Genomic DNA, 13,382 nt, shown 5'->3' with positions numbered 1-13,382 from the left:
CGCAGCCGAGCACGCCCACCACGGACGGCCAGCCGGGTGCCCCGACAGCCACCACAGGCGCGCGGCCAACCACCTCCACCACCAGCAACCACCCAGGCACCCCACCAACCACCACACCCACCACCAACGCACCACCAACCACCCCCACCACCAGCAACCACCCAGGCACCCCACCAACCACCAGCGCACGGCCGGGTGGTCGGCAGGGCACCGGCGCCGGCGCTTCCGGGCGGGCCCGGCGGCGGTGGAGCCTGCTGCTGATCCTCGGCGGTCTGTCCGCGTTCGGGCCGCTTTCGATCGACATGTACCTGCCCGCGTTGCCCCGGATGGGTGCGGACCTGCACGCCTCGGACACGACCGTGCAGCTCACGTTGACCGCGTTCGTCGTCGGGCTGGCCGTGGGGCAGATCGTGGCCGGGCCGTTGTCCGATGCGCTCGGGCGCAGACGGCCGCTGCTGGTCGGGCTTGCGCTCTACGTCGCCGGTTCCGTCGTCGCCGCGGTCAGTCCCGGGATCGACCTGCTGATCGCCGCACGGGCACTGCAGGCGCTCGGCGCTGCGGCCGGGCTGGTGATTTCCCGTGCCGCCGTGCGGGATCTGTACTCCGGGACCGCGATGACGAAGTTCTTCTCCATGCTGATGCTGGTCAACGGTCTTGCCCCGATCCTCGCCCCGGTGATCGGCGGGCAGCTGCTCACCTTCACCTCGTGGCGCGGCGTCTTCGTGGTACTCACCGGATTCGGCGTGCTGCTGCTCGTCTCGGTCGCCCTCGCGCTGCCCGAACCACTCCCCGCCGAGCGACGTCGTCCCGCGCGGCTGGGTGGAGTGCTGCGCACCTACGGTCGGCTGCTCGCCGACCGCGCCTTCCTCGGCTACGCACTCTCCGCAAGCCTGCTGTTCGCCGGCCTGTTCGCCTACATCTCCGGTTCGTCCTTCGCGCTGCAAGGCGCGTACGGTCTCAGCCCTCAGCTGTACAGCCTGGTCTTCGGCCTCAACGGCGTCGGCATCGTGCTCGCCGGACAGCTCAACGGACGGCTGGTCGGCCGGATCCCGGAACGCACCCTGCTCACCGCCGGGCTGATCACCGCCGCGATCGCCGGCACACTCACGCTCGTCGCCGCGTCGCTCGCGCTGCCGCTGCCCGCGGTGCTGATCCCGTTGCTGTTCATGGTGTCCAGCGTCGGCTTGGTGATGCCGAACGCCAGTTCGCTGGCACTCGCCGCACACGCCCGCTCGGCCGGTTCCGCGTCCGCGCTGCTGGGCGTGCTGCAGTTCGCGATCGGCGCGATCGCGACGCCGCTGGTGGGCCTCGGTGGCGACGGCACCGCGGTGCCGATGGCCGCGACGATGGCCGGCTTCGGCGTGCTCGCGCTGCTCGCGTCCACGCTCGCCCGCCGCGTCAGCCCAGCTCGGCGAGAACCCCGTTCCTGAGCTGGTCCTCGGTCACCGTGATCCGCTCGTCCACCAAGCGCTGCAACGCGTCCCCGTCGTCCCACTGGTTCACGTTCAGCGCGGCGTGCACCGCGCCGTCGCGACCCAGCCAGAACGCGGTGAAGTCGTAGGCCGCGAGATCCCCGCGCACCACCAGCCGGTCACTGCCGGGGTCGGCGAGACCCCGGTACTCGCAGCCGATCGCCGGGCCGCCCCGGTCCGGGTCGTACTGGTCGGAGAAGAAGTACGGGCTGTCCAGGTACGGCTCGTGCTCGCCGAAGAGGTTGCCCGCCACGTGCTTGCCCTGTCCGCGCGCGGTCGCCCAGTGCTCGACCCGCACCCGGCGGCCGTAGCGGGGGTGGAAGTGCGAGGCGATGTCGCCGATCGCGTACACGTCCGGAGCAGCGGTACGCAGGCTCGCGTCAACGCTGATCCCGCCGTCGTCGGCGATCTCGAGACCCGCGGCGTGCGCGAGTTCGACTCGCGGAGCCGCACCGACGGCGATCAGCACGACATCGGCAGGCAGCTCGTCCCCGCCGGTGAGCCGGACTCCGGTGGCCTCGGTGTCACCGGTGATCGCGGCAACTCCTTCGCCGAGCCGCCACTGCACGCCGTGTTCGGTGTGCAGATTGCGGACGACCTCGCCGATCTCGTCACCGAGCACGTTCGCGAGCGGCAGCTTCTCCGGCGCCACCACGGTCACCTCGGCACCGTGCGTCCTGGCGGCCGCGGCTGCCTCGGTCCCGATCCAGCCGGCGCCGACGATCACCACCCGCTGCGCGCCGGTGAGTGCGGAACGCAGCGCCAGTGCGTCGTCGAGCGTGCGAAGCGTGAACAGCCCCGGCAGGTCGCCGCCGGGCACGTCCAGCGGCCGCGGCCGGGAGCCGGTGGCCAGCACGAGCCGGTCGTAGCGGTGCTCGCCGCCCGCGTCGTCGAGCACCAGCCGCGCGCCCAGTTCCAGCCGGGTCGCGGTGACCCCGGAGGAGAGCCGGATGTCGTGCTCGCCGTAGTAGCCCTCGTCGCACACCCAGTCGGGCTCGTCGGTGGCGCCGAGCAGCAACCCCTTCGACAACGGAGGCAGCTCGTAGGGCCGGTGCGGATCGGACCCCAGCAGCAGCACATCACCACTGAATCCGCGTTCCCGCACCGCCGCCGCGGCCGACGCACCCGCCAGCCCCGCTCCGACGACGACGATCTTCCGAGGTTCCGCCATGCCCGTCCTCCCGAGTCCCCGCGTCCTGCCGCCGGACGGTACTCCCGTCCCGGGCCCGCCACATCCCGTCCGAGGTACCGGACCGCGGAATACCGGCAGGTAGGCAATTCGGGTGAACCGGCGTAAGGCGCCGCGGAACGCCCGGTCCCACTGCGGCACGAAGAGCACGCGGGCAGGACGTGGATCGGAGGGCGAGGACCGTGGCAGGGCAGGACGAGTGGTCGGTCGGCTGTCGGGACCTGGCGGGCAGGCGCAGGGATCTGACGGTGTTCGTGAGCAGTGAGGACAAGATCGTGATCGTCGCACCACCCGGCGAGGCGGCGGTGCTGGGACCGCTCGAGGTCGGACGGCTGCGAGCGGCGCTGCGCGACGCCGTGGTGGCGATGGCCTCGCCGGCCCGGCGGACCGGTACCGAGTGACGGCTATCGTTCCTACTCATCAGTAGGTAGGCTCGGCGCAGACCCCGAGCAGAAGGTACCGGCCATGACCACCTATTTCGTGACGGGCGCGACGGGCTTCCTCGGGAAGCGCCTGGTCGCCCGGCTGCTGGCGCGGCGGGACACGACCGCCGTGCACGTCCTCGTCCGCGCCACCTCGCGCGAGCGGCTCGACGAGCTGGCCCGTGCGTGGCCGGAGAACCATCGCCTGGTCCCCGCCGTCGGCGATCTCACCGAGCCCCTGCTCGGCCTCGATCCGGCCGCCTTCACCGGGCTGGACCACGTCGTGCACCTCGGCGCCGTCTACGACTTCACCGCGGACGAGTCCGCGAACCACGCGGCGAACGTGACGGGCACCCGGAACGTGCTGGCCTTCGCCGCGGCGGCCGGGGCCGGGCTGCTGCACCACGTCTCGTCCATCGCGGTGGCCGGCACATACGCGGGCCGCTTCACCGAATCCGATTTCGATCTCGGGCAGACGTTCGATTCTCCGTACCACGCCACGAAGTTCGAGGCCGAGAAGCTGGTGCGGGGCCAGCAGGACGTGCCGTTCCGCATCTACCGGCCCTCCGCCGTGGTCGGCGATTCGCGGACCGGTGAGATGGACAAGATCGACGGGCCCTACTACTTCCTGCCGGCCATCTCGCGGCTCGCCGCGCTGCCCGGACGGCTGCCGCTCGTCGCTCCGGACCTCGGTGCCACGAATCTCGTCCCGGTCGACTACGTCGTCGCTGCGATGGATTACCTGATGCACCGCGATGCGCCTTCCGGCAGCACGTATCACCTCGCTTCGCCGCGACCGCAGAAGTTGACCGAGGTGTACAACGCCTTCGCACGCGTTGCCGGCGGACCGCGCGTCCGCGCAACAGTCAACAACGCCTTGCCCGCGAAGCTGCTTCGCACAACGGCGTCCCGTCTCGCTGCCGGTGTGGACCGCCTGCCGACTGGACGAGCGACGCGCGCCGCGGTGTTGAGCGAACTGGGGATTCCGATCGAAGTGTTGCCACACCTGAGCATGGCGGTCGAGTTCGACACCGCGCGCACCACTTCGGAGCTGTACGGCAGCGGAGTCGCGTTACCCGAGCTTCGCGACTACGCGGAACCGCTGTACCGGTACTGGCGCAAGCATCTCGACCCCGACCGCGCACGCCGTTCAGGGTTTGAAGGACGGGTTGTCCTTGTGACGGGCGCTTCGTCAGGCATCGGTCGAGCGACGGCGCTCGCGGTCGCGCGTCGCGGCGCGAAGGTGTTGCTGGTCGCGCGGCGGGTCGAAGAGCTCGAAGAGGTCCGCACCGAGATCACCGCGACCGGCGGCACCGCAGCTGCGTACCCGTGCGACCTCACGGACGGCGATTCCGTCGACGCGCTCGTGAAAGACGTCCTCGCCGACCACGGTGCGGTCGACGTGCTCGTGAACAACGCGGGCCGCTCGATCCGGCGCTCCGTGCAGCTCGCCACGGAACGTTTCCACGACTACGAACGCACCATGGCGATCAACTACTTCGGGCCCGTCCGGTTGATCCTCGGCCTGCTGCCGTCGATGACCGAACGCCGCTCCGGCCACGTGGTGAACGTGACGACGATGGGACTGCAGACCGACACGCCCCGGTTTTCCGCTTACCTGGCCTCGAAAGCGGCACTGGAGGAGTTCGGCCTGACCGCAGGCAGGGAAACCCTGTCCGACGGCGTCACCTTCAGCTCGGTGCGGATGCCGTTGGTGCGCACGGCGATGATCGCGCCCACCGGCTCATACCGCGGCCTGCCGGCCAGCTCCCCGGAACGCGCCGCCGAACTCGTGGTCAAGGCCATCGAACGGCGTCCGCAGATCCTCACCCTGCCCGAGGGCCGTGCCGCCGAACTGGCCTCGCTCGCCGTTCCGGACCTGACCAGGTTCGTGGCACACCTGGCCTACCGCGTGATGCCGGAATCCGCACCGGAGGCCAGAGACCGGCCACAGCTGCCCGCACCGGCCGCGGTCGCGGCGACCCTCACCCGGTTGCTGTGGCGCCGCGCGAAGTGATGCCGGTGAGGATGAAGTCGACCCCGGCGAGGAACTGCTCACGGTCGTCGTGCTCGCGCAGCCGGCCGGCAACGGCCCTGGTGAACGAGTACTCGTCGGGGTCGAGCTGCGCCCACGCCGTCGACACGCTGTCGAGGTAGCTGCCGCGGTCCACACCCGGCCCGAGGTCACGCCCGATCGCGGCGTTCGCCGCGTGCTGTCCGGCGGCGCCCAGGATGTAGTGCATCAACGCCGAGGTCGCGGCGAACCAGCCGTCCTCCGGCACGCCCAGCGCGCGCACCTGCCTGCCGATGCTTTCGAAGATCCGCGGCGTCACCATGCCCAACGGGCTGCGGGAGAGTTGCGCCGAGAGCTGCGTGGCGAGCCATGGGTGTTCGGCGATCGCGTCGAACAGACCGAACGCGACGGCGCGGATCTCCTCCCGCGGCGCGTCTGCAGACCCGGGCTTGACGGCCACCGCTTCGGCGACGACGCCCTCGGTCGCGGCACCGAGCAGCTCACCCTTGTTCGCCACGTGCCAGTAGATCGCCCCGGGCCCGGTGGCGAGGCGCTCGGTCAGCGCCCGGAACGTCAACCCGCCCTCGCCGACCGAATCGAGCAGTTCGACCGCGGCCTCGACGATGCGTTCCCGGGAGAGCGACTCCGTGCGCCGGGGCGACCGGCCGGTCCGTGCTGCCATCCCGCCATCTTGACATGACTGGAATGCCGTTCCAAGATTGGAACAGCATTCCAGTCAGTCCAGGTCAACGAAGGAGCCGCTCATGTCCGTCACGATCGTCGGCGCCGGGCTCGGCGGGCTCACCCTCGCCCGCGTCCTGCACGTCCACGGAATCCCGGTCACGGTCCACGAGGCGGAGCCCTCACCTGCGGCACGCACCCAGGGCGGCATGCTCGACATCCACGAGTACAACGGCAGGCTCGCGCTCGAAGCGGCCGGACTGATCGACGAGTTCCGCGGCCTCGTCCTGGAAGGCCGCGAGGCGACCCGGGTCCTCGGCTGGGACGGGACGGTGCTGCTCGACGAACCCGACGACGGCACCGGCGGACGCCCCGAGGTCCAGCGTGGGGATCTGCGCCGGATGCTGCTCGACGCGCTCCCGGACGGCACCGTCCGGTGGGGCCACAAGGTCACCGATGTCCGGACCGTCGGCGAGAGCCGGCACGAGGTGCGCTTCGCCGACGGCAGCACAGTCGTCACGAGCCTGCTGGTCGGCGCGGACGGCGCGTGGTCCCGGGTCCGGCAGCTGCTTTCCGACGCGACGCCCGAATACGTCGGCACGTCCTACGTCGAGACCTACCTGCTCGATGGCGACACCCGGCACCCGGCCGTCGCGAAGACGGTCGGCGGCGGGGCGCTGTTCGCGCTCGCGCCGGGCAAGGGGATCCAGGCGCACCGGGAGAGCGGTGGGACGCTGCACACCTACGTGGCGCTGTCCAAGCCGCAGGAATGGTTTGCCGCCATCGACTTCACCGACGTCGATACGACGACCGCGCGGATCGTCGCCGAGTTCGACGGCTGGGCACCGGAACTCACCGCGCTGATCACCGACGCCGACACGACGCCGGTCCTGCGTCCCATCAACGCTCTGCCGACCGGGCACCAGTGGGACCGGGTGCCCGGGGTGACCCTGCTCGGCGACGCTGCCCACCTGTCGCGGCCGAACGGCGAAGGCGCGAACCTGGCCATGTACGACGGCGCCGAACTCGGCAAAGCCCTCGCCGCCCATCCCGGCGACGCCGAAGCCGCCCTCGCCGAATACGAGCGGGCCTTGTTCCCCCGCAGCGCCGAAGCCGCCGCCGAAGCCACCCGCGACTTCGAACTCTGCTACGACGACAACGCACCCCACAGCCTGCTCAGCCTGTTCACCGGACAAGAGGAGGCACGCTGACCCCGGACGCCGGCCGTGTCCCGGACGCACCGGGACACCGTTCGGTCACGGTGCGCGAATGCGACGGACGGAACTCCCCCTTCGCGGCCCGCTAGGTTAGCCTTACCTCTGTGGCACAGACGATCGAGGAAGCGCCGGCCCGGACCGAACCGCGGCTGCACGCCGAAGAACTGACCCTGGCCTACGACGGGCGCACCGTCGCCGAACAGCTCGGCGTCGTCATCCCGGACAAGTCGTTCACGGTCATCGTCGGCCCCAACGCCTGCGGCAAGACCACGCTGCTGCGCGCGCTGTCACGGATGCTCAAGCCGCGCAAGGGTTCGGTCTACCTCGACGGTGAGGTGATCTCCAGCTACGGCGCGAAGGAGGTCGCCCGCAGGCTCGGCCTGCTCCCGCAGAGCTCGGTCGCGCCGGACGGCATCACCGTCGCCGACCTCGTGGCCCGCGGCCGTTACCCGCACCAGAAGCTGCTGCGCCAGTGGTCCCGCGACGACGCCGCGGTGGTCGCCGAATCGATGCGTGCCACCGGCGTCGAAGACCTCGCCGAACGCCTCGTCGACGAGCTGTCCGGCGGACAGCGCCAGCGCGTGTGGATGGCCATGGCACTGGCTCAGCAGACCGACCTGCTGCTGCTCGACGAGCCGACCACCTACCTGGACATCGCGCACCAGATGGACATCCTGGACCTGTGCGCGAAACTGCATGCGGACCAGGGCCGCACGCTCGTCGCGGTGCTGCACGACCTCAACCACGCGGCCCGCTACGCCTCGCACATGATCGCGATGCGCGACGGCGAGGTGCTGGCCACCGGCACCCCCGCGGAGGTCGTCACGGCGGAGAACGTGGAGCGGATCTTCGAACTGCCGTGCCGCGTGATGGACTGCCCGGAAACCGGGACGCCGCTGGTCATCCCGCGTCGCCGGGAAGTGTGAGCCGGTAGGTTCGGTGGCGGAGGTGCGATGACCCGCGAACTGTGGACCCGGGTGGACGACTACCTGAACGACGCGCTGCTGTCCGCCGATCCGGTGCTGGAGGCGGCACTCGCCGATTCCGGCGCGGCCGGGCTGCCGCCGATCGCCGTCTCGCCGAGCCAGGGCAAGCTGCTGCACCTGCTGGCGGTCACCGCAGGCGCGCGGTCGATCCTGGAAATCGGCACGCTCGGCGGGTACAGCACGATCTGGCTGGCCCGCGCCCTGCCGCCCGGCGGCCACTTGGTCACCTGCGAGTACGAACCGCGGCACGCGAAACTCGCCCGCGCCAACCTCGACCGTGCAGGCTTCGGTGCGGACGTGGCGGAGATCCGGGTGGGCGCCGCACTGGACACACTGCCGACCCTCACCGGCCCGTTCGATTTCGTGTTCATCGACGCGGACAAGGCCAATCTCGCCGCGTACGTGGAGGCTGCGTTCAGCCTGTCCCGCCAGGGCACCACGATCGTGGCGGACAACGTGATCCGCGGCGGCGCGGTCGCGGACCCGACCGACACCGACCGCTCGGTACGGGGCGTGCGGGAGATGTTCGACCTGCTGCACGAAGACGACCGCTTCGACGCAACAGCCGTGCAGACCGTCGGCGACAAGGGCTACGACGGGTTCCTGCTCGCCCGCATCCGCTGACCCCCGCCCACAGGCGAGTCACCGACCCTGATCCGCCCGCACCCGGCGACCGCCACCCACAAGGGGTCACGGACGCATCTCCCGACCACCGCTCGCAAACAAGTCACGAACGTCCACGTCCACTGCACACGAGCAGATCACCAACCCATCCCCCGACCACCGCTCGCAGACGAGTCACGGACGTCCACTCACGAGCGGCCCATGAACCCATCCACCAAGCCGCCGCCCGCAAGCGACTCGCGAAACCCACCTTCCGACCGCGCCACTCACCAGCCGGTCACGAAGCTATCCCCAAGCCACCCACAGGCAGTCACGAACGCAGCCCCCGGTCACCACTCACGAGCGGCTCATGAACGTCCGCCAGATGTCCGCGGGGACCGTCGCTCCGGTCAGTTTCTTCCCCTTGGCGTCCAGCAGTCTTCGCTCGTCGTCGGAGCCGATCCACACCGCCGTGGCGAGCTGCGGGGTGTAGCCGACTGCCCAGGCGTCCTGGTTGTCCGCGGAATTGCCGTGCTGGAACTCCCCGGTGCGCAGGGCGCCACGGCGGCCGTCGGGCAGCCCTGCCGACAGTGTCGAGCCGACCTGGTCGGCGATCCGGCGGCTGGTGCCCTCGTCCGGGGAGAACGCCGGGGCCGGCCGGTCGTCGTGCTGCCACACCACGTCGCCGTCTTCGTCCAGGATCTTGTCCACCAGATGCGGGGCCGTCCGCTGGCCACCCGCGGCGAACGTCGCGTAGGCGCCGGCCATGTCCAGCGGGCGCAACGGATAGCGGCCGACGGCAATACCGGAGCCGATCAGGTAACCGTCCTTTTCACGCAGGGTCCGGGTGCCGTCCACGGATTCCGGGATCCCGGCGTCGCGGGCCGCGGCGCTCACCGTGTCGGGACCGAGCTGTTTCGCCAGCGCGATGAACGGGGTGTCCGCCGCCGACGACATCGCGGTACGCAACGTGCACAGCTGCGGACAGCGTTGCGGATAGCTGAAGTCCTCCCCGAGAAAGTTGATCTTCTCCGGCGAAGCCGCAGGCCCGTCCGGCGAGATTCCCGCGCGCAGCCCGCCGACCAGGGTGAACGGGTAGAACGCCGAACCGGCCGGACGCGCGGTACCCGCGTAATCGCGCACGCCGTTGCTGCCGCCGTCGTAGGCGCGCACCGCGCCGTTCGCCGGGTCCACGGCCACGAGACCACCGCGGAACTCCTTCGGCTCCCCCTTCAACCGCTGCTTCAGCGACGCGCCCGCGGCAGCCTGCGCACCCCGGTCGAGGGTCGTCTGCACGGTCAGGTTTCCCTGCTGCAGACGGGAAAGCGGGAATCCGTCCCGTTCCAGTTCGGCGAGCACCTGCTGTTTCACGTGGTATTCGCGGTAACTCAGGCTCGCACGGGTCTCCGCGGGCGGCCGGATTTCCGCGCCCGGATACGCCATCGCAGCGGCCTCGGAGCCCTTCACGTACCCGCGTTCCACCAACTTGTCACGGACGTAGGCCCAGCGGTCAGCCGCGTGCTCGTCGCCGGACACTGCCGGATCGTGCACCGAGGGCGACTGGATCATCCCGGCGAGGAACGCGGCCTCGCTCCAGGTCATGCCGTCGTCCAGCGGCCGGTCGAAGAACGCGTTCATCGCCGCCGCCGGCCCGAACGTGCCACGGCCGAAGGAGATGATGTTGGCGTAGCTCTCGAAGATCCGCTCCTTGTCCTGTTGCTGGGTGACCTTCGTGGCGAGCACGAGTTCCTGCAGTTTGCGGCCGATCGTCGCGTCGTCGTCGCCGGTCGACTTCTTGATGTACTGCTGGGTGATCCCCGATCCGCCGCCGACGCCGGTGAACAGCGCGCGGCCGACCGCGCTGGGATCGAACCCGGAGTTGTCCCAGAACGTGGGGTCCTCGGTGGCGATGATCGCGTCGCGCAGCTTCTGCGGGACCTTGTCGTACGGGACGAAACGCCGGTCGCCGTCCGGGGGCACGATCCGCAACAGCTCAGTGCCGTCGGCGTAGCGCAGCGTGACGGTCTTGTCCAGCGAAGCCAGCACGTCCTGCGGACTGCGGACGTCGAGCAGCAGGTAGGCGACCCAGAACGCGATCAGCGGCAGGCCGAGGAACGCGCCCGCCAGATACCAGCAGATCCGCCGGATCCGGCGCCATCGCCCGTGGCGGATCGGGCCGGGAACAGCGGCCGGTGCACCGTCGTTCGGAATTTCCACGGTCGGATGACGAGTGGGCCGCGGAAAAGGTTCAGCCCAGCCGGTGAGCACTTCACGCGAGGAAGGCGCGCAGGAGCGACGCGGTCCCCTCGACGTGCTCGGCCATCGCCTGTCGCGCGGCCACCGGGTCACCGGCCAGTATCGCGTCGACGATCGTCTCGTGCTGCGCGTTCGAATGCTCCAGGTTGGGTTCGAGCAGCGGGATCCGGTCCAGCAGCTGGTTGACCCTGGTGCGCGCGTCGGCCACCGCGGTGGTCAGCGATCCGGACGCGGTGACCTCGGCGATCGCCAGGTGCAGCCGGGAGTCCTTGCGCCGGTAGTCGGCGAGGCCCGCGGCCGAGGCCTCGGTGAGCGTGCCGGTGAGGTGCTGCCGGTCGGCCGGGCTCAGCGTGCGCGCGGCGGCCGACTCGGCCGCGCCGGTCTCCAGCACCGACCGCAGGCAGAGCGCGTCCTCGAAGGTCACCGCGTCGATTTCGCCGGTGGCCCGCTCGGCAGGCTCCGGCAGGCTCTCGCTGACGAACGTCCCGCCGTACCGCCCCCGCCGCGACACGACGTACCCGGCGTCGGCCAGCGCCCGGATCGCCTCCCGCAACGTCACCCGGCTCACGCCCAGCCGCTCGGCCAGCTCGCGCTCGGAAGGCAGCCGATCACCGGCACCGACCACACCGAGCCGGATCGCCTGCAGCAACCGCTCGACCGTCTCCTCGAAGGCGTTCCCAGCGCGCACCGGCCGGAACAGCGCCGCGTCCGCACTCACCACCGAGGTCTCCACCGGACCGAGTCTAGGCGCTCCCGGACGCGGAGAGCCTTCTGCAACGGTTCCGCTGCGCTGCGCCGCACGGACCCAAACCCCGGCCGCGCTGGTGGCAGACCGCGCGCGCCACCGGCGAATCCTCCCCGGGATCCGGCGGCCGGGATCCGGCGGCCGGGGACCGGTCCGTCCGGGACGAATCAGCACTCGATGACGTTCACGGCCAATCCACCGCGTGCGGTTTCCTTGTACTTGACCGACATGTCCGCACCGGTTTCGCGCATCGTCTTGATCGCCTTGTCCAGGGTCACCACATGGCTGCCGTCGCCGCGCATGGCCATGCGGGCGGCGTGGATGGCCTTCGACGCGCCGACCGCATTGCGTTCGATGCACGGGATCTGCACCAGGCCGCCGACCGGATCGCAGGTCAGGCCGAGGTGGTGTTCGACGCCGATCTCGGCGGCGTTCTCCACCTGCGCCGGTGCGCCGCCGAGCACCTCGGTCAGTCCCGCGGCGGCCATCGCCGACGCCGAGCCCACCTCGCCCTGACAGCCGACCTCGGCACCGGAAATCGAGCCGGTCTGCTTGAGCACCGAGCCGATCGCGCTCGCGGTGAGCAGGAACGTGACGATGCCCTCGTCCGACGCGCCGCGGATGAACCGCTGGTAGTAGTGCAGTACGGCCGGGATGATCCCGGCCGCCCCGTTCGTCGGGGCGGTGACCACGCGTCCGCCTGCCGCGTTCTCCTCGTTCACCGCGAGCGCGTACAGGCTCACCCAATCCATCGCGTACAACGGATCGTCCACACCGTCCTCGGCGAGGAGCTTGTCGTGCAAGGCTTTCGCCCGCCGGGGCACTTTCAGCCCACCGGGCAGCACACCCTCGTGCGAGCAGCCGTTGCGCACGCATTCGGCCATCACGCGCCAGATCTCCAGCAGACCGTCCCGGATTTCCGCATGCGTCCGCCACGAGAGTTCGTTGCGCAGCATGATCTCGCTGACCGGCAGACCGGTTTCCGTGCAGTGCTTCAGCAGGTCCGCGCCGGTGCGGAACGGATACGGCACCGGAGTGGAGTCCTCCACGAAAACAGTGTCGGTCTCGTACGACTCGTCGCGCACGAAGCCGCCGCCCACCGAATAGTAGGTGCGCTCGCGCAGCAGCGCACCGTCTTCGGCGAAGGCGCGGAAGACCATCCCGTTCGGATGCGCGGGCAGGGATTTCCGGCGGTGCATGACCAGGTCGGTGTCCTCGGTGAACCCGATCTCGTGCGTGCCGCCGACGAGCAGCCGCCCGGACTCCCGGATCGCGGCGACCTTGGCCGGCACGGTGTCCGTGTCGACCGCCTCCGGACGCGCACCGGACAGTCCCAGCAGCACCGCCTTGTCGCTGCCGTGCCCGAAACCGGTCGCGCCGAGCGAGCCGAACAGCTCCGCCCGCACCCGCGCCACGCCGTCCAGCACGCCCTCTTCGACGAGACCGTCCACAAAGGTCCGCGCGGCCCGCATCGGCCCGACGGTGTGCGAACTCGACGGTCCGATACCGATGGAAAACAGGTCGAAGACGCTGATCGCCATTGACCCGCCCCTTCCTATCTGGCCAGCAGGGAGCTGGCTTCTTGGGCGGCCGGGCCCTGACTGGTGAGGTGGGCCAGATTGTCCGGCAACGCCTCACCACGATGCGCCTTCGTCTGCGCATACAACCGACCCGCACGATACGACGACCGCACCAACGGACCCGCCATCACACCCGCAAACCCCAACGACTCCGCCACCCTCGAATGCTCCACGAACTCCTCCGGCTTCACCCACCGATCCACCGGATGATGCCGCG

11 protein-coding genes and 1 pseudogene are annotated in these 13,382 nt (G+C 70.4%); 6 read left to right on the top strand and 6 right to left on the bottom strand.

Annotated elements, in window-relative coordinates:
- Positions 1-251: 251 nt before the first annotated feature.
- Positions 252-1,430 (top strand): multidrug effflux MFS transporter, encoded by a 1,179-nt coding sequence (locus tag ABD793_RS39630; RefSeq protein ID WP_344868866.1) that lies wholly within the window; start codon positions 252-254, stop codon positions 1,428-1,430.
- Here ABD793_RS39630 and ABD793_RS39625 read toward each other — a convergent pair.
- Positions 1,399-2,643 carry an NAD(P)/FAD-dependent oxidoreductase gene (locus ABD793_RS39625; RefSeq protein ID WP_344868787.1) on the bottom strand — a complete coding sequence of 415 codons (1,245 nt, stop codon included), beginning with the start codon at positions 2,641-2,643 and terminating at the stop codon, positions 1,399-1,401. The two genes, ABD793_RS39630 and ABD793_RS39625, sit on opposite strands and share 32 nt — an antisense overlap.
- Before the next feature lie 200 nt (positions 2,644-2,843).
- Here ABD793_RS39625 and ABD793_RS39620 point away from each other — a divergent pair, with 200 nt between their 5' ends.
- Positions 2,844-3,062, top strand: coding sequence for a hypothetical protein (locus ABD793_RS39620; RefSeq protein ID WP_344868786.1), 219 nt, complete (start codon positions 2,844-2,846; stop codon positions 3,060-3,062).
- Between the two features lie 64 nt (positions 3,063-3,126).
- The gene (locus ABD793_RS39615) at positions 3,127-5,100 is read left to right on the top strand and encodes an SDR family oxidoreductase (RefSeq protein WP_344868785.1); all 1,974 of its coding nucleotides are present in this window, start codon (positions 3,127-3,129) and stop codon (positions 5,098-5,100) included.
- Here the strand turns inward: ABD793_RS39615 and ABD793_RS39610 are convergent.
- Positions 5,069-5,779, bottom strand: coding sequence for a TetR/AcrR family transcriptional regulator (locus ABD793_RS39610; RefSeq protein ID WP_344868784.1), 711 nt, complete (start codon positions 5,777-5,779; stop codon positions 5,069-5,071). The genes ABD793_RS39615 and ABD793_RS39610 overlap by 32 nt on opposite strands.
- Before the next feature lie 82 nt (positions 5,780-5,861).
- Here ABD793_RS39610 and ABD793_RS39605 point away from each other — a divergent pair, with 82 nt between their 5' ends.
- The 3 genes from ABD793_RS39605 to ABD793_RS39595 all read left to right on the top strand — a co-directional run bounded on the left by ABD793_RS39605 (position 5,862) and on the right by ABD793_RS39595 (position 8,605).
- Positions 5,862-6,989, top strand: coding sequence for an FAD-dependent oxidoreductase (locus ABD793_RS39605; RefSeq protein WP_344868783.1), 1,128 nt, complete (start codon positions 5,862-5,864; stop codon positions 6,987-6,989).
- A gap of 110 nt (positions 6,990-7,099) precedes the next feature.
- Positions 7,100-7,921 (top strand): ABC transporter ATP-binding protein, encoded by an 822-nt coding sequence (locus tag ABD793_RS39600; protein WP_344868782.1) that lies wholly within the window; start codon positions 7,100-7,102, stop codon positions 7,919-7,921.
- Positions 7,922-7,948: 27 nt separating this feature from the next.
- Positions 7,949-8,605 (top strand): O-methyltransferase, encoded by a 657-nt coding sequence (locus ABD793_RS39595; RefSeq protein ID WP_344868781.1) that lies wholly within the window; start codon positions 7,949-7,951, stop codon positions 8,603-8,605.
- Positions 8,606-8,941: 336 nt separating this feature from the next.
- Here ABD793_RS39595 and ABD793_RS39590 read toward each other — a convergent pair whose 3' ends face one another.
- The 4 genes and pseudogenes from ABD793_RS39590 to ABD793_RS39575 all read right to left on the bottom strand — a co-directional run.
- A complete protein-coding gene (locus ABD793_RS39590) occupies positions 8,942-10,801 on the bottom strand; it encodes a transglycosylase domain-containing protein (protein WP_344868780.1) in 1,860 nt (619 codons plus the stop codon).
- Between the two features lie 52 nt (positions 10,802-10,853).
- A complete protein-coding gene (locus ABD793_RS39585; RefSeq protein ID WP_344868779.1) occupies positions 10,854-11,573 on the bottom strand; it encodes a FadR/GntR family transcriptional regulator in 720 nt (239 codons plus the stop codon).
- A 179-nt stretch (positions 11,574-11,752) separates the two neighbouring features.
- Positions 11,753-13,126, bottom strand: a complete 1,374-nt coding sequence (locus ABD793_RS39580; RefSeq protein ID WP_344868777.1) for an L-serine ammonia-lyase — start codon at positions 13,124-13,126, stop codon at positions 11,753-11,755.
- Between the two features lie 14 nt (positions 13,127-13,140).
- A pseudogene (locus ABD793_RS39575) lies at positions 13,141-13,382 on the bottom strand (lipoyl synthase); the annotation flags it as partial.

Source organism: Amycolatopsis ultiminotia (assembly GCF_039536925.1).
Taxonomy (GTDB): Bacteria; Actinomycetota; Actinomycetes; order Mycobacteriales; family Pseudonocardiaceae; genus Amycolatopsis; species Amycolatopsis ultiminotia.
The sequence above is the reverse complement of the archived record's forward strand: the minus strand, read 5'-3'. Positions and strand labels throughout refer to the sequence as shown.